This is a genomic window from Micromonospora alfalfae (assembly GCF_022230925.1).
Lineage (GTDB): Bacteria > Actinomycetota > Actinomycetes > Mycobacteriales > Micromonosporaceae > Micromonospora > Micromonospora alfalfae.
Genome location: NZ_JAKKFH010000018.1, coordinates 29,464 through 55,633, shown reverse-complemented (window position 1 = coordinate 55,633; position 26,170 = coordinate 29,464). Strand labels below are relative to the sequence as shown.

The following is a 26,170-nucleotide window of genomic DNA, read 5'->3' as shown; positions in this document are numbered from 1 at the left end:
TCCACTCCGGGCACACCGCGCGGCCGCTCAGTAGCATCGACGAGGCACGATTTTCAGGCGGACCACTCCCCGACCGGATCGAGCACTCGACATGACGACCGAGCAGACCACGTCTCCCCCGCGTGCCGGGGTCGGCATCGCCGCTCAAGGGCTGAGCCAGAGCGTCCGGAGCGGTCGCCAGATCCTGACCGACATCTCAGTGAGCATCGCGCCGGGCGAACTGGTCGCGATCATCGGCGCCAGCGGCGCCGGCAAGACCACCCTGCTGGAGATCCTCTCCGGGGTACAGCGACCGGTGGCCGGCACCGTCACGTACGACGGCACCACCACGGCCGGCACCATCGGTGTCGTTCCGCAGGACGACATCATCCACAGCGAGCTGCCCCTGGCCCGCACCCTGCGGTACGCCGCCCAACTGCGCCTGCCCTCCACCACCGGGCCGGCCGAGATCAGTGACCGGGTCGCGGAGGTGCTCGCCGAGCTGCGGCTCACCGACCGGGCCGGCACGCCGGTCGGCCTGCTCAGCGGCGGTGAACGCAAGCGCGCCAGCATCGCCGTCGAGCTGCTCACCCGGCCCGGCGTGTTCTTCCTGGACGAGCCCACCTCCGGATTGGACCCGGCGATCGCCGTGGAGCTGCTCCGGGCGCTCCGCGCGCTCGCCGACACGGGTGCCACAGTCGTGCTGACCACCCACCAGGTCACCGACGTGGACCATTGCGACAGGGTCGTCGTGCTGACCCGTCAGGGCCGGCTGGCGTTCACCGGCGCGCCGGCCGCCGCCCGGGAGTTCTTCGGCCTGCGGTCCCTGCTCGAGGTGCACCTCCGGCTCGACGAAGCGACGCAACCCGCCGAGTGGCCCGATCGCTTCGCCGAGCAGCGCCCGGCCGAGCCGCCGCCCCGTAGCACCGACTGTGACGTCGCCGAGACGTCGCCGCGGCGCGTCGGCCGGCTGCGCCAGTGGGCGGTCCTCAGCGCGCGCAACGCGGAGATCGTCGTCCGTAACCGGCTGACCCTGGCGATCCTGCTCGGCTCGCCGCTGATGGTGCTCGGCATGTTCGCGCTGCTGTTCCGCCCGGGGGCGTTCGAGCCGACCAGACCCAGCCCGACGGTGACCGTGATGATCCTGTTCTGGATCGCGTTCGGCGGCTTCTTCTTCGGGCTGACCTACGGGCTCCTCCAGATCTGCACCGAGCTGCCGATCCTGCGCCGGGAGCGGCTGGCCGGTGTCCGGCTGGTCCCGTACCTGCTGGCGAAGGTCGCGGTGCTGCTGCCGCTGCTGGCAGTGGTGGACCTGGCACTGCTCGGGGTGCTGCGCGGCATGGACCGGCTGCCGCCGGTCGGCGGCGCCGACTTCGCCGCCCTGTACGCGACGCTGCTGCTCTCCTCGGCGGCGGCGCTCGCCCTCGGTCTGCTCTGCTCGGCGGCCGTGTCCGACGCGGCCCAGGCGACGCTCATGCTGCCGATGCTCTGCTTCCCACAGGTGCTGTTCGTCGGCGCGATCCTGCCGGTGCCGGCCATGGCGGTCGGCGGTCAGTGGCTCAGCTACGCGATGTCCAACCGGTGGGCGTTCGAGGGCTTGGGGCACACCGCCGGAGTGGAGCGGCTCTGGCGCGACGGTGGTTCCCCGCTCGGCCCGCCGCTGCTGGCCACGTACGGTGACAGCTTCTCCCGGCCGGTGTGGATCGACTGGCTGGTGCTCGGCGGTTTCGTGCTGCTCTTCCTTGGCGCGGCCTGGGCGGTCCTGCTCCGACGGGATCCCCGTCGTGCGTCCTGACCCGACGCCGCACGCCTCCCCCACGGGGCTGCCGGGATACGCCGCCACCGGCCGGATCGACGAGCTGCGCGCCACCGAGTACCGACACCTGGACACCGACGGGCAGGTGTACCTCGACTACGCCGGGGCCGGGGTGGCTGCCCAGGCGCAGGTTCGCGCCCACCACGACCGGTTGCTCGCCGGCCTCTACAGCAACCCCCACTCGGAGAACCCCACGAGTGTGGCGGCGGGCTCGCTGGTGGAGTCGGCGCGACGCGCGGTGCTCGACTTCTTCCGCGCCGACCCGGCCGAGTACGCGGTCATCTTCACAGCGAACGCCAGCGGGGCCTGCCGGCTGGTCGGCGAGGCGTACGACTTCGGCAGGGCCGCGCCGCTGGTGCTCACCTGGGACAACCACAACTCGGTGAACGGCATTCGCGAGTACGCCCGGTCGGCTCGCGCCTCAGTGCGCTACCTGCCGCTGACCGGGCCGGAGCTGCGGGTCGCCGAGTCGGACCTGGTCGCGGCGCTCGACGCCGGCAGTGGCGGCCTGGCCCGTCGGTGGGGTCGGTCCGGTCGGCGCGGGCTGTTCGCCTACCCGGCGCAGAGCAACTTCTCCGGGGTACAGCACCCGCTGGGTTGGGTGGAGCTGGCCCACCAGCGCGGCTACGACGTGCTGCTCGACGCTGCCGCCTTCGCGCCGACGAACCGGCTGGACCTCAGCGTCGTCAGGCCGGATTTCGTCTGCCTGAGCTGGTACAAGCTCTTCGGCTACCCCACCGGGGTCGGCGCGCTGCTGGCTCGCCGTTCGGCGCTGGCCCGTTTGCGCCGGCCGTGGTTCGCCGGCGGCACGATCCGCGCGGTGAGCGTGCAGGGCGACTGGCACCGGCCGATGGACGACGAGTCGGCGTTCGAGGACGGCACGCTCAACTTTCTGAGCATCCCGGACGTGGAGTTCGGGTTGCGCTGGCTCGACTCGATCGGCGTGGACCTCGTCCACACCCGGGTCGGCCTGCTCACCGGGTGGCTGCTGGAGCGGCTGGCCACAATGCGGCACGACACCGGCGGGCCGCTGGTCCAGGTGTACGGGCCGACGACGGGTGCGGGGCGCGGTGGCACAGTGACCTTCAACCTCCGCCACCCGGACGGCACGCTGGTCGACGAACGGCTCGTGGCGCGGGAGGCGGCAGCGGTCGGAATCGCCCTGCGTACCGGCTGTTTCTGCAACCCGGGCGCGGCCGAGGGCGCGTTCGGGATGAGCCGGACGTCGATGCGGCAGCGGCTGTTGGCGGGGGTCGACACGATCGACAAGTACCTCGCCGTGCTGGGCCTACCGACGGGTGGCGCGGTTCGCGTCTCGTTCGGACTGGCCTCGGTTGCGGCCGACGCGGAGCGCCTCGTCGACTTCGTCCAGTCGACCTACCTCAACCGGGGTGCCGGTACGGAGTCACCACTGCCACCTCGGCTGCGCTGCTGACCTGCCCGACCCCGTCGACTAGCTGACCTGGGCCACCGGCGCCGGGCGGTGCTTGATCTCCTCCATGAACGGGAACCGGGTGGTCAGCTCGGCGAACGTCAGGCCGGCCCGCCAGGCCGCGGCCACCTGGGCGACCTGCACCAGATCCATGACGTCGCCGCGGGCGAGAACCTCTCCCGAGACGCGCAGGTCAATCATGAAGTATCGGGCCTGCGACCCCAGCCCGACGCAGACCACGCCCTCGTCGGAGTGCAGCTCGGCGCAGGTGAACCGGGCCCGCCCCTGCTCCGGCGCGGTCACCCGGCCGATGTCGAGCCCATGGCGGGCAGCAGTTTCAACAAGCGCGGGGGCCAGGCCACCCCGCTCGACCAGATCCGGGTAGAGGCGCACACCCAGCGCCGTCGACGCCTCGCTCATGACTGACTCCCACTTCCTTGTGACAGAGACCAGCAGCGCGCAGGTTACGGGAAAGTTTCCGGCACGCCTCGTCATCCTGTCCCGCGTGGACGCCCCACGGCAATAGGACGGGTCGATTCGACCGCTATCGAGTTACCCTCGGCGGCGCCGAACTTCCTTCGATGGGTCGGCGTCGTCCAACTCGGAGACATCGAGCGATGCCACCGGCGTCGACCGGCCCCGGCGCTTCGCCGCTCACTGGTCAGCATCGGGCGGTAACGGACGGTCGTGATATTGGAAACACTCTTGACAGAAAGACATCATATCGACATGCTTCGCTTTAGAGAGCGCTCTCTATCCTGGTAGACCACCTCCACTGACCCCAAGCTGAGGAGCCTCCCGTGTTCACAGCCCGGCCCAGCCTCCGCTTCCGTCCCCTCGCACTCCTGGCTGTCGCCCTCGTCGCGACCGCGACGGCGCTCGTCGTCCCGGCGTACCCCGACCGGGCCGAGGCCGCCATCGGCCCCATCAGCTGGCAGGACGAGTTCAACTCTCCTGCCGGCACGCCCGTCGACCAGAACAAGTGGCGGTTCGACATCGGCGGCGGCGGCTGGGGCAACAACGAGCGGCAGTACTACACCAACAGCACCAGCAACGCCGTCCACGACGGCCAGGGCAACCTGGTCATCACCGCCCGCCGGGACAATCCCGCCAACTACCAGTGCCACTACGGGCGCTGCGAGTACACGTCGGCGCGGTTGCTGACGGCGGCCACCTTCACCCAGACGTACGGGCGGTTCGAGGCCCGCATCAAGATCCCGCGTGGTCAGGGCATCTGGCCGGCCTTCTGGATGCTCGGCACCGGCGGCGGGTGGCCCGACGCTGGCGAGATCGACGTCATGGAGAACATCGGCCGGGAGCCCAACACCGTCTACGGCACCGTGCACGGGCCTGGCTACTCCGGTGGCGGCGGCATCACGGGCAGCCGCACCCTCGGTGCGCCGCTCGCCGACACCTTCCACACCTACCGGGTGGACTGGGAGCCGAACGTCATCACCTGGTACGTCGACGGGGTGCAGTACCACCGGGTCGATCCCGCCCGGCTCGGCGGCAACCGCTGGGTGTTCGACCACCCCTTCTTCATGATCCTCAACGTGGCGGTCGGTGGTAACTGGCCCGGCTACCCGGACGGCTCGACGCAGTTCCCGCAGCAGATGCTCGTCGACTACGTGCGGGTGTCCAGCTACACCTCGGGCGGCGGGGGCGACCCGACTCCCGGCACCAACCGGATCCGGGGTGCGCAGAGCGGTCGCTGCATCGACATCCCCGGCGCCAACCCGGTCGAGGGCGCCAAGCTCCAGATCTGGGACTGCAACACCACGGCGGCCCAGAGCTGGACCTTCGCCTCCGACGGGACCATCCGCGCGATGGGCAAGTGCATGGACCCGGCCTGGGCCGGCACCGCCAACGGCACCGAGGTCAACCTGGTCAGTTGCAACGGCAACACTGCCCAACGCTTCACCCTCAACGCCGCCGGCGACCTGGTCAACCTCAACGCCAACAAGTGCGTGGACGTCCGGGAGGCCAACCCCAACAACGGCGGCAAGCTGCACCTGTGGGACTGCCTCGGCGCCGCCAACCAGAAGTGGTCTCGCATCTGATCATCAGGCACGAAAGCGTGGGCCGTCCGAGGAGAACTCGGGCGGCCCACCGCCGTAGGCGGGCCCCGCGGACCGGATTGGCGCGATGAGTGGGGAGGCCCGGCTCACGCCCACTATGTTCGGATTAGTCCAAAATCCGGCAGTTCCGGGAGTGAGCTCATGTCGCACCACCTCGATACGCCCCTGGCCGCCCAGGGCGGTCAGCTCTACATCGACGACCTGTTCGTCTTCAACGGTGACCGCGCCACCGTGTTCGTCATGGACGTCAACAGCTCGGTGACCAAGGCTGACATCAAGCGCGGCTTCCACGCCGAGGCACGTTACGAGATCAAGATTCACATCAACGGCGCCGAGGTGGAGGACCTGACCTACCGGTTCGCCTTCGGCGAGCCGGACGGCGACGCCCGGCAGGCCCTCCAGTTGTACGAGCTCACCGGAGCGGACGCCCGCGACGACGCCGCGATGGGCACCCCCATTGCCGAGGGGCGAACCGGCGAGGTGACGACCGGCGGCAACGTCCGGATCTGGGCCGGCCGGATCACCGACCCCTTCTTCATCGACCTCGACGAACTCGCCACCATCAACGGCGCGGTCAAGAACGGTTCGCCGGTGGACCGCTCGGCATGGCGGGCCGACCAGGCCAGGAACAGCTTCGCCGGCACCACAGTCGAGTCGATCGTCCTCGAGGTCTCCCACGACGAGCCGCTGCTGCGCGACGGCACCGAGATCGGCGTGTGGTGTCGCACCATGCTGGCCACCGACGCTGGCGGATGGCGCCAGATCAACCGCGCCGGCCACCCCATGATGTGGCCGATCTTCTGGCCCCACGACACCGACTTCTCCGACCCCGCCAACTTCCGGCACCCCGGCAACGACCTCACCGAGGGCGGGGAGGAGATCGCGAACGCGGTCGCCGGCGTGGTCAAGGCCAACGGCACCGCACCGGATCCGCAGGCGTACGGCTGGAGCGTCGCCCGGCAGCTCTACCCCGACCTGCTGTCGTACAAGGTCGGCACGGCCGCGAACTTCGGCTTCGCCGTCCGCAACGGACGCACCCTGGCCGACAACGTGCCCGAAGTGATGTTCTCCCTGATTCTCAACACCGGCACCACCTCCGGCCTCACCTCGGACGTCACCAAGGCCGCCCGGTCCGCCACGTTCCCGTACGTGGTCGCGGCCTGAAATCCGCTCGCGGGGCTCGGCGGCCGGCAGGGCGCCGAGCCCTTGTCGTGCGCGCCCTCCGCGACGGCCACCAGCGCGGTCCCGGACCACCCGAGACAACGCTCGATTCCGGGAAGAGGCATTCCCGCTCCCGCGACGCCACCACACCGAGGATCGAGCACGAACACCTGCCGACCACCGGGTGATGCTCGCGTCATTCAGGCCCCTGTGGGCGTTTTGCGTAGTTAGTCTCTGAACTGCTTGCTATGGGTTGTTTGGGAAGAAGGAGACTCGATGCGTAGAAAGATTCTCGCAGGCTTGGCCGGTGTCGCCGCCGTCGTCGCGCTCGCCGGACCGGCCGCCGCGGACACGACGGGCGACACGGTCGTGACCCTCACCGTCGACGCCGCCGGTGGTCTGTCGATCACGGTGCCGGCGACCGCCAACATCGGGAACGGCGTGGAGGGCACGACCGTCTCCGGTCAACTTGGCCCGGTCACCGTGCTGGACCAGCGCGGGGCGCTCACCCCCAACTGGACAGCCAACGTCGTCTCCACCGACTTCACCACCGGCGGTGGCTCCTCGGGCGAGACGATCCCGAACATCAACGTCCTGTACTGGTCCGGCCCCGCGACGGCGACCGCCGGCGGCGGCACCTTCACGCCGGGTCAGCCCACCTCCGGTGACCAGGTGATCATCAACGTGCCCCGCACGGCGATGGCCCACACCGGCGGCACCGGCAACAACTTCGCCACCTGGAACCCCACCCTGGTGGTGAACGTGCCCGACGGCACCGTCCAGGGTGTCTACACGGGGACGGTGACACATTCGGTGTTCTGAGCCGCTCGGCCGGCTGGTGCTGCTGGCCTCGGTCGCCCTCGTGGCGCTCGGGGTTTCGGCGGCGCCAGCCGTTGCCGTGCGGGAGCAGCGACAGGATCCGGCCGAGGAAGCCGCCATCAGCATCCGAATGCTGGACATCCCGGCCAGTCGGGTGCAGGACCCCCGGGCCCAGGTCTACATCGTGGATCACCTGAAGCCCGGGACGACGATCAATCGCCGGGTCGAGGTGCGGAACACCTCCGCCGAGACGCAGAAGATCGAGTTCTATGCCGGCGCGGCGTCGGTCGAGAACAACGCCTTCACAGTGCCCGAGGGCCGCACGGGCAACGAGCTGAGCGGGTGGATCCGGCTGAGAACCGCCACGATGGAGCTGGACCCGGGCGAGCGACGCCCGGTCGAGGTCGAGCTCGCCGTGCCGGAGAAGGCATCGAAGGGCGAGCGGTACGGCGCGATCTGGGCGCAGGTCACCAGCGCGAAGGAACGCACCGGCAACGTCACCCAGATCCACCGCGTGGGCATCCGGGTCTACCTCGACATCGGTCCGGGTGGCGAGCCGCCAACGGACTTCCGGATCGAGGGGTTGGCCGCGGAGCCCGGCACCGGCGAGTTCCCCGTGGTCACCGCGAGGGTCACCAACACCGGCGAACGCGCACTGGACATGACCGGCACCCTGTCACTGGCCAAGGCGGCGGTCCGGGCCGGACCGTTCACTGTGACAAACGGCGTGACGATCCTGCCCGGCCAGAGCGGTCAGGTACGGATCGAGGTCAGTCAGGCCCTGCCCGCCGGGACCTGGGACGTGCACGCGAAGCTCGCCAGCGGCACAGTGGAACGCACCGCGACCGGGAAGATCGTCCTGCCCGTCGCGGCGCCGATGACGGTCTCGGCCTCCAGCGGGCCGAGTTGGCTTGTCTACACGGTCGGCGGGATCGCCCTGCTGGTGCTGGTCGCCCTCGGTGGTTGGTATCTCGTCCGCCGGCACCGGACCCAGCTGGCCTGACGTTCCCTGACCAGAGACTGCCCGGCCGTTCCGAAGGGAGCGGCCGGGCAGCGACGTCTGGGGGTGTGGGCCGGGAATGAACAGCCGGCTGAGCTAGATGACGGAGTGCGTCACGACCGCCACGTAGTCGCCGACCACCAGCTCGGACGGGAGGCTCACCAACAGGGTGGGGTTCCAGGTGACGGTGTTCGGGCCTCCGGTCTGTCCGGACCAGCCGGCGGCCGTACGCGGGGTGTTCAGCACCGCCCCGGGCTGCGGGACGAAGGATCCGACCCCGGTGCTGGCAAGGGCGGCCCCGGAGGCGTACGTGATGTTGCTGTTGGGGATGGTCTCGCCGCCCGATCCAGCGCCCGTGGTGAAGCTCGTGCTCGAGACGACGGTGACCCAGTTGCCGGAGAACGGCCCGCGGTCGTCGGTGACGGTCACCGGGCCGAGTTGGCCCGAGACGCCTGTCGTGCCCGAGGCGACGGTGCCGAGCGTCGAGATCGCCGGGACGCTGATGGAGAGCCCACCGAGCGGGGCGATGACCAGGTCGACCGGTCGGGTCGCGGACTGGTCGAACGAGTCGGTCACCCGGACGGTGAACGGGAACGTGCCGGACACGGTGGGCGTGCCGGAGAGCAGGCCGGTGACCGGGTCGAGGGTCAGCCCGGCGGGCAGGCTCCCGGCGCTGACCGACCAGGCGAACGGGCCGGTGCCGCCGGCCACCGTGAGCTGGTACTGGTACGGGTCGTACGCCTTGCCGGGTGGCGGCGGTGGGAAGGTCAGCGTCGGCGGCGGGTTGACCGTCACCGACGCGGAGGGAACCGACTGCGGGCCGGTCCCGGCGGCGTTCGTCGCGGCCACCCGGAAGGTGTAGGCGGCACCGGCCGTCAACCCGGTGACGACCTGGGTCGTCGCGGTCCCGGCGAAGGTCTGCGGGCTTTGCGCCACCCCGCCAAGGTAGGGCGTCACTGTGTATCCGGTGATCGGTGAACTTCCGTTGGCCGGGGCGGTCCAGCTCACCGTGGCGGCGTTGGTACCCGCGGTGGCCGAGGTGTTCGTCGGCGCTCCGGGCAGTGTGTACGGAACCACCGCCGCCGAGGGTGGACTGGCCGCACCGGTGCCGTACGCGTTCACCGCCGCCACGCGGAAGGTGTAGGACGCGCCGACGGTCAGCCCGGTCAGGGTGCGGCTGGTGGTGGAGGCGTCGAAGGTGAGGGTCGGCTGGGTGACGCCGTCCCGGATCGGGGTGATCAGGTAGCTGGTGATCGGGCTGCCGTTGCTCGCCGGCGCAATCCAGCTCACCGTGGCGCTGCTGACGCCCGCGGTCGCGGTGGGTGTGGCCGGGCTGTTCGGCGCGGCCGCGTAGACGTAGGTCGCCGATCCGGTGGAGCCTCGGGTGGCCACGCTGACCGTGACCGTCGCCGGGCTGGACCGGGCCGGCATGCTGGAGATGCCGAGGGTGCCGTCGGGGTTCACGGTGAAGCAGCCGGCGGCCGGGCCGGAGCTGCACGGCAACAGCACCACCGAGGTGCCGGCCTGCTGCTCGGCGGCCGTACCGATGGTGATCGCTGTCGCGCCGGTGAGGTTGCTGCCGCCGACGGTGACCGCGATGCCCCCGGAGATCGTGCTCTGCGCGGGGGTGACGGTCACGCCGCTCGGTGCGGTGGCCGGCGCAACCGCTGTGGCGACGGAGGAGTAGCCCGGGTTCGCGTCGATCGACGACGACGTCGCCACCGTCGCGGTCTGGATCAGTGCCGGCGTCACTCCGGTGCCGGTGACGGTCGCCACGACCGTGATCGGCGGCAGGGAGGTTCCGCCGGCGAACGGGCCGTTGCTGTTGGTGCAGGTGACGCTCTGTCCGGATGGTGCGGCGCAGACCCAGCCGGAGCCGAACGCGCCACGCGGCACGACACCCGTGGGCACGGTCTGGGTGACCGAGATCGGCGATGTCTCGGCGGTCCCGGCATCGACCCCGGCGGTGATCGAGTAGGTGACCGGATCACCGGGCTGCGGTGCGGCCCCGACCGCGCTGGTCTGCGACACGTTCAGGTCCGGCACCGGGTTGAAGCTGACCGCCCGCACGTTGTCGATCTCGTGGAAGTCGGTGACCGAACCGGTGGAGCCCACCCAGCCGAAGGCGAGTTGCCGGGGGTAGCCGCTGGCGTTGAGCCAGGTCGGTGACGGGTACAGGCTCGGCGACACGACCGGGAGGCTGCCGGCCAGGGTCCGCGCCGACCCGCCGACCGGGGTGAACCTGACCCGGTACTCCCCGGCCGGCACGGTGATGCCGGTGTCGGTGGTGAACGGCGACGCGGTGGTGTTGGCGACCACCTCGACCGGCACCACCGAGGCGGCCCGGGTGCTGGCCCGTAACGGCAGCGCGGCCGAGGACGTGTTGGTGGCGGTGCTGTTGATCGCGCAGTAGCCGACCCCGTTACGGCCCGGCCCCCGGATCACCACCTGGCCGGGGACCCGCGTGTTGGTGGTCGAGATGTAGGGCGGATTCGTGCAGCCGGTGCCCTGGTAGAGGCTGTTGCTGAAGTTGCCGAAGACGTCCAGCCCGATGCCCAGGTAGCCGTTGGACAGACCCACCGAGCCGCCGTTGAACGCCGCCGAGTAGCCCAGTGATCCGCCCGACTGGCCGATCACCGCCGGGGACCGCGGGTTGGCGGGGTCGACAGCGGCCAGCGTGAACGCCAGGCCGTCCGCTCCGGTGCTGATCCCGCCGTACTGATAGGTGTTGAAGGTGACGTGCAACCCCTGGGAGGTGGGCACGCTCACCGCACCGAACACTCCGCCCTGCCGGTTCGCGACAGCCGGGGTGAGCCGCAGCTTGCCCGAGCCCTGCGGATCGGTCGCCGTCGGGCAGCTCAGTAGCGGGCCGATGGTCGAGTTGCCGGCGGCGCTCAGGCAGGCGACGTTGGTCGCGGTCGCGAGTGGCACGCCGGGCACTGTCACCGGGCCGACGCCGTCCGGGGTGTTGTTGTGAAACGGCTGGTCGAACAGCACGGACCCGGCCGCCCACGCGGGGAGCGGCGCGACCGCGAAAACCCCTGCGATCACGGCCGCCACCAGCGCTGCGCTGCTGATCGGCCGACTCCGGCCCCGAAACGACATGCCTACTCCCAGCGTTCACTCCAGTCCCGATACGGACTATATCCCCCCAAAACGCCCATATTTCTCAGACAGCGGCAAAGCCGTCGTGGTACCCGACCGCGCAGAAGCGGACCGACCCCCTCGATCACGCCGAGGAGGTCGGTCCGCTGAGACTGGAAGCTGTCAGCCCTCGATGTCCCGAGGGTCGCGGCTGCGGGGGTAGGTGTTCTTCTCCCCGATCGTGCCGTCCTGCTTCTTGACCACGTGTTCGACGCCGCGGTCGGCCGCCATCTCGCGGCCCTGGGCCTGCGCGTCAGCCTTCACGTCATGCGTGCTGCTGGCCCGCTCCTGGCCCTCCGGCTTGTTCTTCCACTGCCCGTCCTCGTGGTACGTGTCGACATCACCCTTGACCATGGCCGGCTCCCTCCCTGCGTCTGCACTGTCCCCCCAATCAGTGCCCCGAGCCGGGCCGGGCAAACCGCGGTCCTCAGGAGACGGCCGGGCAGTTGTTGCTCACCCGCCGCAGGATCTGTTCGCGTTCGTCGGTGGTGATGCCCGACGGTTTGCCGTCGAAGTGGGTCTCCACCTTGTCCCAGCCGCGGCGCTGCTCGTAGTGCAGGTGCGGAGCTCCGGAGTTGCCGGTGCTGCCGAGCCGCCCGATCTGGTCACCCTGGGCGACCTTCTGACCGACAGTGACCAGTGGCGGTTCGAGCATGTGCAGGTACTGCGTCTCCCACTTGCCGCCGTGGTCGATCTTCACCCAGTAGCCGCCGCCGCGTCCCCGTGGGCCGTCCGGGTCCTCCGGGGTCCGGCCGCCCAGCGAGCCGTTGATGCCCGCCACGGTCACCGTGCCGGCGTACGAGGCGAGCACGGGCCGCCCCCACGTCTCGCCCTCGACGGGGAAGAAATCGACGTCGTAGTCGTCGTGACCGGGGTAGGTGCTGAGCTGCCACGTCTCGCCGCAGGTCACCGGCATCTGGAAGAGCGGGCGCGGCCCGGCCGGTCGCAGCATCGGCACCGCGACCACCACGACGCCAAGAACGGCCGCCACCGCGACGAGCACGAGCAGGGCGCGGATGGCACGGCTTCGGGGGCGGCGGTGGGAGCGGGATCTGGTGGGGCGACCGGTCGTCACCGGCCCGAGCATGGCAGACAGCGGCAACATCCCGGCTTCGAGGTCGCCCGCACACAGCTTTTACATTGCAGTCGAATCGTAAACGAGATACCGTCGGACGCAATGCAGTTGTATTGCAACGAGAGTGAGCTGCCATGCAGGTGATCGCATTGTCCGAGGTGACCGCCGCCATGAACGCCCTGGTCGGCGGCAAGGCGGGTGGGCTGGGCGAGCTGATCCGGCACGGCGAGCGGGTCCCCGACGGTTTCTGCGTCACCACCGAGGCACACCGGCTCGGCGTCGTGCCCACTGCCGAGATCGTCGCCGCGTACCAGCGGCTCGGCGCGGGCCCGGTGGCGGTGCGCTCCAGCGCCACCGCCGAGGACCTGCCGGACGCGAGCTTCGCCGGGCAGCAGGACACCGTCCTCAACGTCACCGGCACCGCCGAGCTGATCGCCGCCGTCGAGAAATGCTGGGCTTCGCTGCACGGCGACCGCGCGACCGCCTACCGCGACGCCCGCGGCATCGATCACCAGACGGTACGGATGGCCGTCGTCGTGCAGCGCATGGTCACACCCGCCGTGGCGGGAGTGCTGTTCACAGCGAACCCGCTGACCGGGCGTCGCGACGAGATGGCCGTCGACGCCGCCCCCGGCCTCGGCACGACAGTGGTCGACGGCGCCACCGCCGTCGACCACTACTCCCTCGACGGCGTCACGCGCACCGAGGCCGGATGCCTGACGTCCGCGCAACTGGCAGGCCTGCGCGCCACCGGCGAGCGGTTGCAGGCCCACTTCGGCTGCCCGCAGGATGTCGAGTGGGCGATCGACGCTGACGACGTGCTGTGGCTCCTCCAGTCCCGGCCGATCACCAGCCTGTTCCCCGCACCGCCGGTCAGCGAGAAGCCCCTCCCCCGCGTCTACCTGGAGTTCGGGCACGTTCAGGGCATGCTGCAACCGGTCACCCCGATGGGCATGTCGACACTGCGGACGCAGATCGCCGCGATGCTCGCCGCGCTCGGGGTGCGGGTCGAGATCGTCGACATCGGCGGCCGCCTCTACGGCGACCTGACCGACCTCGCGCGCGACCGGTCGTCCCGCAAGCGACTGGTGAAGCTCCTGGCTGTCGACTTCGGGCCGCGCGCCCAGGCGGTGATGCAGCACGTGCTGGCCGATCCCCGGTTCGCCCCGACCAGCGGCGGCGTCCGGCGCGGTGGAGCGCCCAGGGGCGCATCGCTGCGGACGGCCCGCCGCGCGGTGGTGGGAATCCTGCAGGCGCTGGCCCGTCCCGAGGCCGCGCGGACCCGGATGTTCGAGGCGATCGAGCAGCTGAGGGTGAGCTCAGCCGCCCCCGCGGAGCTGCTCACCACCGCCGACCGGCTGCGCTTCGTGCAGGCGCAGGACGACGACACCGACGACAGCGCCGACGCGATCATGTGGCCGATCGTCGCCGGGATGCTCGCCGCCGCCCTGCCGACCGCCCTGCTCAAGGGCATCGCCGGCCCGGACGAGGTCCACACGGTGCTCGGCGGCATGCCGCACAACGTCACAATTGAGATGGACCTGGCCCTGTGGCGGCTCGCCCAGGGCGTGGGCGACCACCGCCAGCTTCTCCTCGACACCCCGCCGGCCGAGTTGGCCGCACGCCACCTACGCGGGACGCTGCCCGACATCGGCATGACGGCTTTCCTGGACGCCTACGGGCACCGGGGCGTCGCCGAAGTCGACCTCGGGGTGCCGCGCTGGGCGGAGGACCCCACGCCGGTCTTCGCCGCGATCGCCAACTACCTACGGGTCACCGCTCCGCAACAGGGTCCCGACCAGCGCTTCCAGCGGGCCGCCTCGGCTGCGGAGACAGCGTTGGAGGAACTTGTCACCCGGGCTCGCCGTCGGCGGCCGGTGCGGGGCAGGATCGCCGGTTTCCTGTTGCGCCGGGCGCGGTCGTTGGCCGGCCTGCGCGAGGCCGGCAAGTTCGCCGGGCTGTACCCGCTGCGCGAGACCCGTCGCCAACTGCTGCACATCGGCGCCGACCTGCACGGCCGCGGGTTGCTGGACCAGCCCGACGACATCATGTTCCTGACCCTCGACGAGGTGCACAGCTCCGTACACCAGGGTGTTGACCTGCGCGGCACCGTCACCGCCCGACGGACCGTGCACCGCCGGGAGCTGCGGCGTCGGACGGTGCCGGTGGCACTGCTCTCCGACGGCACGGATGTCGAGACCGTCCTGCCGGCGGCATCGACAGGCGACGGGACGCTCGCCGGAGTGGGTGCGTCGGCGGGCCGGGTGACCGGCCCCGCCCGCGTCGTGCACGATCCGGGCACCGCCCACATCGAGCCCGGCGAAGTCCTGGTCGCCGCTACCACGGACCCGGGCTGGACCCCGCTGTTCCTCACCGCGGCGGCGCTGGTCACCGAGACCGGCGCGATCATGGCGCACGGTCCGACGGTGGCCCGTGAGTACGGCATTCCCGCAGTCATCTGCGTGCCGGACGCCACCCGGACCATCACCACCGGGCAGCTCGTCACGGTGGACGGCGGCGCCGGAACCGTCACGCCGCACGGACCCGAGCAGGAAGGACGAGCATGACCGACACGATGACACCGACCAGGGCGCGGGTGGGCCCGCTGCTGCGTCGGGCGGCCGAGGTCGAGGCCGCGACGTGGCGCAGCCTGTACGTGTGGGCCCGGCGTCGTCCACTGCCGCTGGGGCCCGGCGACGAGCCGTTCGGCTATCTCGGCGTGGTCAAGCCGATCCTGGGCATCTTCATCGGCCTGTCGGTAGTGGAGATCCCGATCTTCGACGTGGTGGTCACCCACGTGGTGCCGTGGCGGCCCGCCCGCTGGATTGTGCTGGGCCTCGGCATCTGGGGTCTGCTCTGGATGATCGGCCTGTTCGCCAGCATGACGATCCACCCCCACGTCGTGGGCGACCGCGGCCTGCGGGTGCGGCTCAGCTGGGGCATCGACATCTGGATCCCGTGGACGGACGTCGAGGCGCTGCGCAAGCGCCACCGTTCGCTACCGTCGAGCAGATCGGTGCAGGTCGAGCAGGAGGGCGACCGGCGGGTGGTGTCCATCTCGGTCGGCAGCCAGACCAGCATCGACGTCCTGCTGCGCCGGCCGCTGACCTTCGACCTGCCCAAGACCGGGTCCACGCCGGTGAACGAGCTGCGACTGTACGCCGACGACCCGGACGGCCTGCTGCGCAGCGCGCGGGGCACCCCGGTCAGCCGGACCGTCAGCCGGTGACCGCCGCGCTGGCGGAGTCTCCGGGCCACTCACTGTGAAACGATCGAGGCCATGCCCAAGAAGGTCGATCACCAGGAGCGACGCACCCTCATCGCGGACGCGCTGATGCGGGTCGCCGCGGATCAGGGCCTGGAGGCCGTCAGCCTCCGACACGTGGCTGCCGAGGCCGGGGTGTCCGCCGGGATGGTCCAGCACTACTTCCGGACCAAGGACGAGATGATGGCGTTCGCGTTGAGCGTGGTACGTGAGCGCAGCCAGCTCCGGGTCACCGAGGCGGTGGCACGACTGGGCGAGACCCCGTCGCCTCGACTGCTGCTGCGCACGATGCTCGCCGCGCTGCTGCCGCTCGACGAGGGCACCCGCGACAACGGGCGGGTGGCGCTCGCGTTCCTGGCCTACACGGCGGTGCGACCGTCGGCCGCGCCCAGCCTGCACGAGGACACGGCACAGTTCACCGGGTTCATCGCCAGCGTCCTGCCCGACCGCCACGGCACCGCCGCCGCTTCCGGCCTGCTGGCCCTGATGGAGGGGCTCGGTGTCTACCTGCTGGGTGGGCAGTACACCGCCGAACAGGCGCTGGGCGCGCTGGACGCCCACCTCGACCTGCTCTTCGAAGACTGAGCGGTGCTGGTCGTAGCGCCCACTCAGCAGCGCGGCACGTTCGGGATGTACCCGTCGTGGCCGGTCAGCAGATAGGCGTCGGAGACGTAGCGGTTGGTGCCGATCCGGTTCCAGACGGCGGTCGTGCCGTACGGGCCGGTGACCGTGCTGCCGACGGCCTGGCAGTAGACGGCGACTGTGGCGCCGTCGGTGACCGAGCCGACGACCGGGTGGCTGACACCGGGGCCGGAACGCACGTTGAGGCTGGACGCGGAGGCGATCACAGTGCCGGAGCCGATGCCGGTGACCCCGTTCACCAGTTGCAGGTAGTAGGTCCAGTTCCAGTTCGGGCCCGGGTCGGTGTGGGTGGCGCCCGGCACCTCGTGGTGGGCGATGATGTGCGCCCGGTCCTTCGGGATGCCGTACTTGGTGGCGAGGCTGCGGGTGAGCGCGGCCGAGGCGCGGTACATCGCGTCGGTGAGCCAGGCGGGATTGTCGACGTACCCCTCGTGCTCGATGCCGATCGACTGGGTGTTGTAGGTCCAGTTGCCGGCGTGCCAGGCGATGTCCTTTTCCCGTACGGACTGCGTGACGGCTCCGTCGGAGGACCGGAGGGTGTAGTGCGCGCTGGCCTGGGCCGCCGGGTTCTGGAACCAGCTGACGGTGCCGGAGTACGAGCCCTGCGCGGTGTGGATGACGATGTGGGTCACCGGGTGGCTGCCCGGTCGGCTGGCCACCGTGTAGTTGCTCGTGCTGGCCGGCGCCCACGCGGCCGGCCCGTAGTCGGTGCTGAGGGTGCCGATCCCGCCGAGCACGGCGGCCCGCTCCAGGCCACCCCGCCGGGGCGCGACCGGACGCCCGGCCACCGCCTCGCCGCGCCCGGTGAACCCGACCCGCAGCAGGTCGTAGACGGTGTCGGCGTAGAGCCGCGCGACCGGCGCCTCGCTGCTTGCGCCGTACCGGGCGACCGGTCCGTACCAGACGTTCACGTCGTCGCGCGTCGCGGCGGTGAGACCCGCCTGATCGGCGTACGAGCGCAGCACGGCGGCGGCCCCGAGCACGTTCGCCGCGGGTTCGGTCCGCAGCGCGGCCGGACTGAGCCGGGTGAGCGCGGCAGCCTCGTCCAGGGTGCGCACGCCAGGGGTGCTCGCCAGGTGCATCAGCCCGTGGCCGCCTGCCGCGCTCGGTGTGCTGGCGTGCATGTCCAGCCGCGACTCGGCGTACCCCAGCGCCACCAGCAGGTCGCGCGGAACGTCGTACCGCGCGGCGGCGGTGTCGAACGCGACGGCCAGCGGGGCGGCCGGCGCTGGCGTACCGCCGGGGTCGGCGACAGCCGGTGAGGCGACCGCGACGGCTCCGGTCAGGGCGGTGGTCAGGGCGAGCAGGAGCCGGCCTCCGTGGAAGGTGCGAACGGACATGAGCCCTCCTTGCGGTTACTGCGGGTTGGCGGCCGGTGGGCCGCCAACCCGCGGGGATGAACCTCGTCAGCACCAACCGTTGATCGGGCCGTTCACACCTGTCGACAGGTAGGCGTCGGACACCCAACTGCCGTCGCTCAACCGGTTCCAGAGCGCCGTCGTGCCGTACCGCCCAGTGTGGGAGGTGCCGTTGGCGGAACAGGAGATGGTGACCGTGGCGCCGTCGGCCACCGAGCCCAGCGAGCCGTAGCCGGTCCCCGGCCCGGCACGTCGGGTGAGCACCCCGCCGCCGTTCGCGTCGACCACCCCCTGGTTGAAGCCGAGCGCGCCGAAGTTGTACAGGCCGCCGCCGGCACCGGCCCAGGCCGACCCGTGCCGCGCCCCGCCCTGGTACGCGGCGGCGCCGTTGTTCAGCACCCACTTGCCGATGTCGTGGCCGGCGATCGGCACGTACGCGCTGTTCTGTCGGAGCCCGAAGTGGACGTGCCGGCCGTAGGCGGCCCCGCCGCAGGTGACGTCGGTGCCGGTGTTGCCCAGGACGGCACCCTGGCCGACGCTGGCGCCGTTGACGGAGATGCTGTTCCACAGGTGGTAGTAGTCGGTCGAGTAGCCCCGGTCGTGGATGACCCGGATCCACCCCTGGCACATCGTGTACGCCGCTCCGGCGCGGGCGGCGCGGACCACCTGGTCGCCGCCGGCCAGGTCGACCGAGCTGTACGGTGACTCGGTTCCGCCCCAGCCGTGCGGGCCGCTGGTGAGCGTCCAGGTCTGGCCGACACCGAACGGCAGTGCCATTCCGGTCCGGTAGTCGCCGCCCGCGTACATCGGGGTCGGGGTGGTGGTGAGAACGTTCCTCTCCTGCGCCGTCGTCAGGGGCGACGCGGCGGCCAGTTCGCCGAAGGCGGCCTCGCCGTCGAAGGCGATCCGCCACCCGGCGGGCTCGGACCGGGCAATGAAGATCGACCCGGTCGGGTGGGCGTCCTCCTGGCGGGGCGCGAGCGCGACAGCGGTGCCGAACGCCCACCTGCCGCTGGTGCGGCTGACGGTGACCCGGGTCTCCGGTCGCGCGGCGGTGGACACCTTCGCGCCGCCGAGCAGCTTGGCGGTCACCGCGTCGGTGAGCGCGGGGGTGGCCGCCGCGGCAGCGGCGCTGGGCGCCGCCCCGATCAGGCTCGTGACCATCATCAGGGCCGCGGCTGCGCCGCCGACCAGTCGCCGACCGTGTCTCATCGTGGCCTCACTTTCCATGGGGTCCAGGCCGGAGCGATGGAGCGCACGCGGCCGCTGAGGGGTGGGTGTGCTGGCGGGACTGAGCAGGGGCTACCGGCCAACGAAAGAGATGGGCGTAAATATTGAAGCTGATTGTTGTGTAGTAAACCATCAAAGTCAACGCACCCATCGAAGGTTTCCTACATCAACCCGCAGTGTCGCCGGCAGACCCTGCGCCTCGCCGCGACCGTGTGCCTGTGGTGGCTCTACTTCGTGCGATCGACACGGTTTTGCGGAAGTCGCGGTGTCCCACTACCGGGGACACCGCGACTTCACCGAACCCGAGTGGATCACGCCCGGCTCAGTGGGTCGGGGTGCCCCGTGCCTTCAGGCGGCGCAGCTCGTCGGCGGACATCAGCCAGGTGGAGTTCGTCGTCCCCAGGCCGAGGAGCACCTGGTCGAAGGAGTTGCCGTCGTTGTCGTCGGTGTAGCAACCGCTCACCTCACCCCAGGGCGACGCGGCGACCGCGAAGTGCTCCTGGCGACCGGTAGTGGTCTGGCTCAGCGCCTGAGCCGCCAGCCGGCCGGTGGACGTGCCGTCCGGGTTGAGGCCGCGCGCCCAGACGTCCGGGTTGGTGCCGGACACCGTCCAGCCGACCACGACGTTGTCCTGGTCGTCGATACCGACAGCGGGAGCGACGGCACCGGTGCCGGTGGAGACCGGCACCTCAGCGTGCCGGGCCGTACCCGTCGCGGTGAACGATCGAGCCCAGACACCACGGGTGCCGAGATGGTCGGGTTCCCACCCGACGGTGAAGTCACCGGCGAAGTTCGCCGCGACCGAGGCACGCTGCTGCTGCCCGCCGCTCTGGGCGTTGGCCGTCCGCCGCGACAGCGCCACGGCGCCGTTGGACCGGGCCAACCGGGTCAGCCCGATGTTGTACGAGCCGTTCGCGTCGGCGTCCTCGTCCCAGACCACCAGCGCCTCGCCGGAGGCGGACACCGCCACGTCGGGACGGTGGTGCGTGCCCGTCGTCTGTGAGGCGGTCACCTCGTACGCCTTGGTGGTGGCCGCGGTGAAGCCGGCGGCCTTGACGGTGGCCGGAGCGGTTCCCTGCACGTCCTCCCAGACCACTGTGAAGCCGACGGCGGCGGCGTTGGTGGGCGCGCCGTCCGGGTCGACCGAGACCTTCGGCCAGATCTGCTGCCCGGCGTCGCTGGCGTTGGCCTGTCCCGAGCCGAGCACCGCGCCGGTGGGTGACACCACCCGGTACTGGATGTTGTAGACGCCGTTGCCGTCGCCGTCGGCGGCCCAGACCACCACGGCGTTGCCCCGGTCGTCGAGCCCCACGTCGGGGCTGAGGTGTCGCCAGGTGGCTCCGCTGGTCCCCCCGGTGGAGAGCTTCAGCTCGTACGCGGGGGTGCCGTCGCGGAACAGCCGCAGGTAGATCTCGCTGTGGGTGTCGTCCTCCGGGGCGGCGCTGTCCCGGTCGTCCTCCCAGACCACGGCGACGTGACCGATGCGGTTCATGGCGATGGAGGGCAGGTCCTGGTCGCCGGTGGCGACGCTGTTCGCGGTGGTCCAGGTGACCGCCTCGGCGGTCATCGCGGTCGGGCCGGGAACCACGTTCGGGACCAGCAGGGACGCGGTGAGCAGTGCGGTGATCACGGTCATGGTGGCTCTCTCCCTTACCCGGCCTGCAGGCCGGGCTGGCCGTCGAGGATGACGAACGAGCGCACTGTGGACGCCGCCGCGCCGTGCTCGGTCACGGTGTTCACCGCGCGGAAGTCCGCGCGGACCTGGCTGCGGCTGATCGTGGTACGGACGTAGCCGCGCCGGTCCGAGTAGAACTTCAGGTGCGGGTTGGCCGCCGCGTTCGGGACCGTGGTGCTGCCGCTGCCGTTGCCGGTGGAACTGATCGAGGTGCAGACCAGTTCGGTGCCGATGGTGGCCGAGGACGGGTTGGCGTAGTCGGCCTTGAGATCGTTGGCCCACGACCGGTGCACGTCGCCGGTGAGCACCAGCGGGTTGCGCACCCCACGCTGCTGCCAGCCGGTCTGGATGCGGCTGCGGGAGGCCCGGTAGCCGTCCCACGCGTCCATGCTCGCCGCCCCGTTCGCGTCGAGCTGCTGGGCGAAGAAGACCTGCTGGCCGAGGATGTCCCAGGTGCCGTAGCGCTGGGCCAACCCGTCGAGCAGCCACGCCTCCTGGCTGGCGCCGGTCAGCGACCGGGAGGCCAGGTCCGCGTCGGCGCAGACCTTCCAGCCGTCCCCGCACGCCTGGTCGTCGCGGAACTGGCGGGTGTCGAGCATGTGGAAGGTGGCGAGCTGCCCCCACCGGACCCGTCGGTACAGCGGGATGCCGTTGCCGTTGGCGGCGGACGCGGGTCGCAGGGGCATGTTCTCGTAGTAGGCCCGGTACGCGGCGGTGCGCCGGGCGGTCCACTGGGCTGCTGTCAGCGTCGGGCTGCTGTCGTTGCGGACCATGTTGGCGTAGTTGTTCTCCACCTCGTGGTCGTCCGGCACCACCAGCCAGGGTGCCGCCGCGTGGGCCGCCTGCAGGTCCGGGTCGGACTTGTACAGCGCGTACCGGCGGCGGTAGTCGGCCAGCGACACGATCTCGGCGCCGAGGTGCTGTCGCACAGTGGAGCTGCCGACGCCGCCCTCGTAGATGTAGTCACCGAGGTGCAGGATCAGGCCGGGGTTGTCCTCGGCCATCCGCCGGTACGCGGTGTAGTAGCCGGCCTCGTAGTGGGCGCAGGAGGCGAAGGCCATCACCAGGTCGCGGCCGAAGGCGCTGGGCGCCGGGGCGGTCCGGGTCCGCCCGACCGGCGAGATCTGACCCTGGGCCCGGAACCGGTAGTAGTAGTCGGAGTCGGCGGCGAGCCCGCCCGCGATGGCGTGCACGGAGTGCGCGTCGGCGTACCGGGCGACCACCGAGCCGGAGGCGACCAGCGAGGTGAACCGGTCGGTCGCGGACACCTGCCACTCCACCGTCACGTCGGCGTTGGCCATGCCGCCCTGCCCGTCGGCGTTGAGCGGGGACGGTGCCAGCCGGGTCCAGAGGACCACGCTGTCGGGGGCCGGATCACCGGACGCCACACCGAGCTTGAAGGGGTACGGCACCGCGGCGCGGGCACCCTGACGGGGTGTCACCGCGACTCCGGCGGTGACGAGTCCACTGAGGACGAATATGCGACGGCTCAGCCTTGTCATGGTCAACAGCCTCGGGAACGTCGATGAACGGCGATGGCTGCGGGGAGGAATCCGACATGACGGAATGCTGTCCGCGCCAAGGCGTTCAGGTGTCCGGACCGCCGGGGCCGGGGACGGACCTTCAGGTGAGCGGGGACGGCGACTCCGCGCCGGGGATCACCAACGTCGGTGTGCCGGCCCCGTCCGCCCTGACGCTCCAGACGTCGGGCTGGCCGTCGTCCGGGCGCAGCGTGTAGGCCAGCTCGCCGTTGTCCAGCCACGCGGCCTGGTCATCGACGCTGCGCACCTCGGCGGTCGCGGTGACCCGCATGCTCGACAGGTCCAGAACCGACAGCCGCCAGCCCTTCGCCGGGTCGGCGTCGACCGCCTCCTTGAACGCGAGCCGGGTGCCGTCCGGTGACAGCGACGGGCACTCGACGTTCTCCTTCAGCGTCTCGACAGTACGAGCCGCGAGGTCACCCCGGACGAGGTACCTCTCACCACCGGTCGCCATCGTCGCGTAGAAGCGGTTGTCGTCGGCGGTGAAGGTGACACCCCAGTAGTTGACGTCCGCGTTGCGGTAGCCCCGGCCGTCCCGGGTGATGGCGAACTCTTCGAGCGAGGCAACAGTGGTGCCGGTGCGGGTGTCGAGGATCCCGGTGCGGGTGGAGAAGCCACTGGCGGTGTACGAGTCGCCACCGACGAACGTCGTCCAGGAGACCATCCGGCCGGAGGCCGAGACCCGGGCCCGGTTCGGCAGCCCTGGCACACTGACCGCCCGGGTCTGGCGCAGCATCGCGTCGAGCACGACAACCTGGTACGACCACGCGGTCTCCGGCTTCAGGCACACGCCGGTGCCGGCCGCCGCGTACACCCGGAGGCATTCCAGGCCGGCGACGGTGCGCGGCCCGCCGGGGTCGGTCGCGGCGACGGTGGAGACGTGCCGGTCGGTGATCGCCAGCAGGCGCGGCCCGGACGTCAGGGTGACTGCCTGCTCGCCGCCGGCGGATGGCGGTGTCCCGGGAGCCTCCGCGGCGGTGGCGGCGTAGCCGGCCGCCACCGCCCCCAACAGCACTGTCGAGGCGACCACCACGCCGAGCTTCGCTCGGGTCGACATCGCTGTCATCGGGGCACCTTCCGGGTGGTGAGTCGGGATGGGGTGGCCAGCAGGAACAGCGTGCCGACGAGGACGCCCGCGACGGCCACGGCCGCCACGCGGATCGCGGTCTGGGGCCCCCACGCCTGCCAGGCCAGACCGAACAGCACCGACGAGACGAGGTACGCGAGCGCCTGCCCGGTCTGCACCAACGCGATCCCGGTGGTCCGCAGGCGCGCCGGCAGCACCGGACCGGCGAGCGCGATGAGCACGCCGTCGGTGGCCGCGTAGAAGGCGCCGTACAGCGTCAGCGCCAGGGCGATCAGTGGCCAACCGTCGACCGGGCCGGCCAGCAGCAGGTACGTCGCACCAAGGGCGGTGTAGCCGCCGATCACCACCGGCAGGCGACCGATCCGGTCGGCGAGCACGCCGAGCGGAGCAGCGAGCAGCAGGTACGCCAGGCTGGTTCCCACCGCGAGCAGCGGAAACCAGCGCAGGCCGAGGTCCATTCGGCGTTGCAGCAGCAGGTAGACGAAGCCGTCGCCGATGGTGGCGAGGCCGAGCAGCGCGGCGGCCAGCACCAACCGCCGGGCCCGTCCGCGGCGCAGCAGCCCGAGCGCCTCGCGGACGGAGACCTTCGGGTCGTTGCTCCCGTCCGCCGCCTCGCCAGGCGGCTGCTCCCGGACGAAGAGCACCAGCACGACGACGGCCAGGGCCGCGATGCAGAAACTGGTGACGAAGACCGCGTCGTACGACTGCCCGACGACCAGCAGGACCGCGAACGCGGCGAGCGGCCCGAGGAACGCGCCGACACTGTCCATCGCCCGGTGCACTCCGAACGCCCGACCCAGCGCCTCGGGTGGCGTGGAGAGCGTGATCAGCGCGTCGCGCGGCGCGCTCCGCACCCCCTTGCCGAGCCGGTCGACGGCGATGACGGCACCGATCGCCGGGATCGACCGACCGGCGAGCAGCAGGCCGAGCTTCGCGACCGCCGAAAGCGCGTACCCGACGCCGGCGATCAGCTTGCGCCGCCGGAACCGGTCGGCGGCGAAACCGCCGACGACCCGAAGCAGCGCGGTGGCGCCGGTGTGGACGCCGTCCAGCACACCGAAGGCCACCGGGCTGAGGTGCAGGCCCAGCACCAGATAGAGCGGCAGGACCGCGGCCACCATCTCGGCCGACACGTCGGTGATCAGACTGACAGTGCCGAGCGCTACGACGTTGCCGCTGACCATCGCGAGCCGGCGGCGTCGAGGCCCCGATCCCGGTTGGTCGGCGACCGGTCGGGAGACGGTCGACAGGTACACGAGCATCTCCTCTGATCGGCAGTCGACGGGCTGCCATCGTCCGTACTCAGTGCAGGGCGCACAACGGACCGCGAGTGGCGTCCGGGCGTGGGACGGGTGAACGAGCTCCCAACAGTGAGGTGTTCGCCTGCCGGGACGTGGTGTTCATCCGGCCGTCGCCTCCCGGCTCATCGACCTTCCTACATTCCTTGCGCTCTTCCCACGAGGTAAGGAGTCCTGGATGGACATTCGATTCCCCCGTCCGTCGGTGACGCTGGGGGTGGTCACGGTGATCGTCGCCGCGACCGCCGCCGTCGTCGTGACAAGCGCCGGCGCGGCGTCGGCGGCCAGCGTGACCTTCACGCCCGTCGCCGACACCTACGTCCAGAGCGACGCGGCCACCACCAACTACGGCACGTCCACGCAGGTCGTCGTCGACAACTCGCCAGTGCGGCGCTCGTTCCTGCGCTTCACTGTGAGCGGTGTCAGCGGCACTGTGACCGGCGCCAAGCTGCGACTGCGCACGATCAGCGGCAACAGCGGCAGCGACGCCGGTGGCACGTTCCGCCGGATGTCCAACACGACCTGGTCGGAGACCGGCACCACCTGGAACAACCAGCCGACCATCGACGGGGCCACGCTCGGCACGATCGGCGCGGTCAGCGGCAACACCTGGTACGAGGTCGACGTCACGGCCGCGGTCACCGGCAACGGCACGTACAGCTTCGGTGCCACCTCGACCAGCGGCGACGGCGCCTACTACGACACCCGCGAGAGTGGCGCCGACGCTCCGCAACTGGTGGTCACCACCGGGAGCACCACGACACCCCCGTCGGGCGACCCGGTGTTCGTCGGCGCCGGCGACATCGCCGACTCGGGCTCCGGCGACAGCGCCACGGCGACTCTGCTCGACAGCATCCCGGGAACGGTCTTCACCACCGGCGACAACGTCTACGACAGCGGGACGGCGTCGCAGTTCAACAACTACTACGAGCCCACCTGGGGTCGGCACAAGTCCCGCACCCGCCCGTCGCCGGGCAACCACGACTACAACACGTCGGGCGCGACCGGCTACTACAACTACTTCGGTACGTCGGCCGGCCCGAGCGGTCGCGGCTACTACTCGTTCGACCTCGGCAACTGGCACGTCGTGTCGCTGAACTCGAACATCAGCATGTCGGCCGGCTCGACGCAGGAGCAGTGGCTGCGCGGGGACCTGGCCGCGAGCAGCAAGCCGTGCACCATCGCGTACTGGCACCACCCGCTGTTCACGTCCAGCTCCAACCATGCCCCGTCGACGTCGACGCGCCCGCTGTACCAGGCCCTCTACGACTACAACGCCGACGTCGTGGTCTGGGGGCACAACCACGTCTACGAGCGGTTCGCCCCGATGAACCCGGCCGGTGGCGCCGACACCAGCCGTGGTCTGCGCAGCTTCGTCGCCGGGATGGGCGGCGCCGGCCACTACGGCTTCGGCACCATCCAGCCCAACAGCGAGGCGCGCAACAGCTCGGCGTGGGGCCTACTGAAGTTCACGCTGCACTCCAACAGCTATGACTGGCAGTTCGTGCCGGTGGCCGGCCAGACCTACACCGACAGCGGCACCACCACCTGCCACTGACGGACGCGTGCC

Annotated in this window: 20 protein-coding genes; 10 read left to right on the top strand and 10 right to left on the bottom strand. The window is 71.0% G+C overall.

Annotated features, from left to right (window positions below; all coding sequences use genetic code 11):
- Nucleotides 1-91: 91 nt before the first annotated feature.
- Complete coding sequence (locus tag MED01_RS15460) at nucleotides 92-1,774, top strand: ABC transporter ATP-binding protein/permease (RefSeq protein ID WP_238669264.1); 1,683 nt, start codon at nucleotides 92-94, stop codon at nucleotides 1,772-1,774.
- A complete protein-coding gene (locus MED01_RS15455; RefSeq protein WP_238669263.1) occupies nucleotides 1,764-3,230 on the top strand; it encodes an aminotransferase class V-fold PLP-dependent enzyme in 1,467 nt (488 codons plus the stop codon). Before MED01_RS15460 ends, MED01_RS15455 begins: the two co-directional genes overlap by 11 nt.
- Before the next feature lie 18 nt (nucleotides 3,231-3,248).
- On the opposite strand, the gene MED01_RS15450 is transcribed toward MED01_RS15455, so the two are convergent.
- Nucleotides 3,249-3,647, bottom strand: coding sequence for a hypothetical protein (locus MED01_RS15450; RefSeq protein ID WP_238669262.1), 399 nt, complete (start codon nucleotides 3,645-3,647; stop codon nucleotides 3,249-3,251).
- 380 nt (nucleotides 3,648-4,027) lie between these two features.
- Here MED01_RS15450 and MED01_RS15445 point away from each other — a divergent pair, with 380 nt between their 5' ends.
- From MED01_RS15445 to MED01_RS15430, 4 genes are all read left to right on the top strand, one after another.
- On the top strand, nucleotides 4,028-5,287 hold the full coding sequence (locus tag MED01_RS15445) for a glycoside hydrolase family 16 protein (RefSeq protein WP_238669261.1): 1,260 nt from the start codon (nucleotides 4,028-4,030) through the stop codon (nucleotides 5,285-5,287).
- 159 nt (nucleotides 5,288-5,446) lie between these two features.
- Nucleotides 5,447-6,469 (top strand): DUF4331 family protein, encoded by a 1,023-nt coding sequence (locus MED01_RS15440; protein WP_238669260.1) that lies wholly within the window; start codon nucleotides 5,447-5,449, stop codon nucleotides 6,467-6,469.
- 273 nt (nucleotides 6,470-6,742) lie between these two features.
- Entirely contained in the window at nucleotides 6,743-7,288 is a 546-nt protein-coding gene (locus MED01_RS15435; protein ID WP_238669259.1) for a hypothetical protein, read from the top strand.
- Nucleotides 7,289-7,304: 16 nt separating this feature from the next.
- Nucleotides 7,305-8,288: a COG1361 family protein gene (locus MED01_RS15430; protein WP_238669258.1), complete on the top strand. Its 984-nt coding sequence runs from the start codon at nucleotides 7,305-7,307 to the stop codon at nucleotides 8,286-8,288.
- Nucleotides 8,289-8,381: 93 nt separating this feature from the next.
- Here the strand turns inward: MED01_RS15430 and MED01_RS15425 are convergent, their stop codons facing one another.
- From MED01_RS15425 to MED01_RS15415, 3 genes are all read right to left on the bottom strand, one after another.
- Nucleotides 8,382-11,336, bottom strand: a complete 2,955-nt coding sequence (locus MED01_RS15425) for a fibronectin type III domain-containing protein (RefSeq protein ID WP_238669257.1) — start codon at nucleotides 11,334-11,336, stop codon at nucleotides 8,382-8,384.
- A gap of 216 nt (nucleotides 11,337-11,552) precedes the next feature.
- Nucleotides 11,553-11,783, bottom strand: coding sequence for a DUF2188 domain-containing protein (locus MED01_RS15420; protein WP_238669256.1), 231 nt, complete (start codon nucleotides 11,781-11,783; stop codon nucleotides 11,553-11,555).
- A gap of 73 nt (nucleotides 11,784-11,856) precedes the next feature.
- Nucleotides 11,857-12,504: a M23 family metallopeptidase gene (locus MED01_RS15415; protein WP_238669255.1), complete on the bottom strand. Its 648-nt coding sequence runs from the start codon at nucleotides 12,502-12,504 to the stop codon at nucleotides 11,857-11,859.
- 134 nt (nucleotides 12,505-12,638) lie between these two features.
- On the opposite strand from MED01_RS15415, the gene MED01_RS15410 reads away from it, so the two are divergent.
- From MED01_RS15410 to MED01_RS15400, 3 genes are read left to right on the top strand one after another with little or no spacing between them, the layout of a single operon-like run.
- The gene (locus MED01_RS15410) at nucleotides 12,639-15,071 is read left to right on the top strand and encodes a PEP/pyruvate-binding domain-containing protein (RefSeq protein WP_238669254.1); all 2,433 of its coding nucleotides are present in this window, start codon (nucleotides 12,639-12,641) and stop codon (nucleotides 15,069-15,071) included.
- The gene (locus MED01_RS15405; protein ID WP_238669253.1) at nucleotides 15,068-15,733 is read left to right on the top strand and encodes a hypothetical protein; all 666 of its coding nucleotides are present in this window, start codon (nucleotides 15,068-15,070) and stop codon (nucleotides 15,731-15,733) included. Before MED01_RS15410 ends, MED01_RS15405 begins: the two co-directional genes overlap by 4 nt.
- A gap of 51 nt (nucleotides 15,734-15,784) precedes the next feature.
- A complete protein-coding gene (locus MED01_RS15400; RefSeq protein ID WP_238669252.1) occupies nucleotides 15,785-16,354 on the top strand; it encodes a TetR/AcrR family transcriptional regulator in 570 nt (189 codons plus the stop codon).
- 23 nt (nucleotides 16,355-16,377) lie between these two features.
- Here the strand turns inward: MED01_RS15400 and MED01_RS15395 are convergent, their stop codons facing one another.
- The 6 genes from MED01_RS15395 to MED01_RS15370 all read right to left on the bottom strand — a co-directional run bounded on the left by MED01_RS15395 (nucleotide 16,378) and on the right by MED01_RS15370 (nucleotide 24,558).
- Nucleotides 16,378-17,751, bottom strand: coding sequence for an N-acetylmuramoyl-L-alanine amidase (locus tag MED01_RS15395; protein WP_238669251.1), 1,374 nt, complete (start codon nucleotides 17,749-17,751; stop codon nucleotides 16,378-16,380).
- Between the two features lie 66 nt (nucleotides 17,752-17,817).
- Complete coding sequence (locus MED01_RS15390) at nucleotides 17,818-18,981, bottom strand: peptidoglycan DD-metalloendopeptidase family protein (RefSeq protein WP_238669250.1); 1,164 nt, start codon at nucleotides 18,979-18,981, stop codon at nucleotides 17,818-17,820.
- Between the two features lie 340 nt (nucleotides 18,982-19,321).
- On the bottom strand, nucleotides 19,322-20,635 hold the full coding sequence (locus MED01_RS15385) for a hypothetical protein (RefSeq protein ID WP_238669249.1): 1,314 nt from the start codon (nucleotides 20,633-20,635) through the stop codon (nucleotides 19,322-19,324).
- A gap of 14 nt (nucleotides 20,636-20,649) precedes the next feature.
- Nucleotides 20,650-22,176, bottom strand: a complete 1,527-nt coding sequence (locus tag MED01_RS15380; RefSeq protein WP_238669248.1) for an alkaline phosphatase D family protein — start codon at nucleotides 22,174-22,176, stop codon at nucleotides 20,650-20,652.
- Between the two features lie 121 nt (nucleotides 22,177-22,297).
- Nucleotides 22,298-23,281 (bottom strand): TolB family protein, encoded by a 984-nt coding sequence (locus MED01_RS15375; RefSeq protein ID WP_238669247.1) that lies wholly within the window; start codon nucleotides 23,279-23,281, stop codon nucleotides 22,298-22,300.
- On the bottom strand, nucleotides 23,278-24,558 hold the full coding sequence (locus MED01_RS15370) for an MFS transporter (protein ID WP_238669246.1): 1,281 nt from the start codon (nucleotides 24,556-24,558) through the stop codon (nucleotides 23,278-23,280). The genes MED01_RS15375 and MED01_RS15370 overlap by 4 nt, the downstream gene beginning before the upstream one ends.
- A 220-nt stretch (nucleotides 24,559-24,778) precedes the next feature.
- On the opposite strand from MED01_RS15370, the gene MED01_RS15365 reads away from it, so the two are divergent.
- Entirely contained in the window at nucleotides 24,779-26,158 is a 1,380-nt protein-coding gene (locus MED01_RS15365) for a CBM96 family carbohydrate-binding protein (protein WP_238669245.1), read from the top strand.
- Nucleotides 26,159-26,170 lie beyond the last annotated feature (12 nt).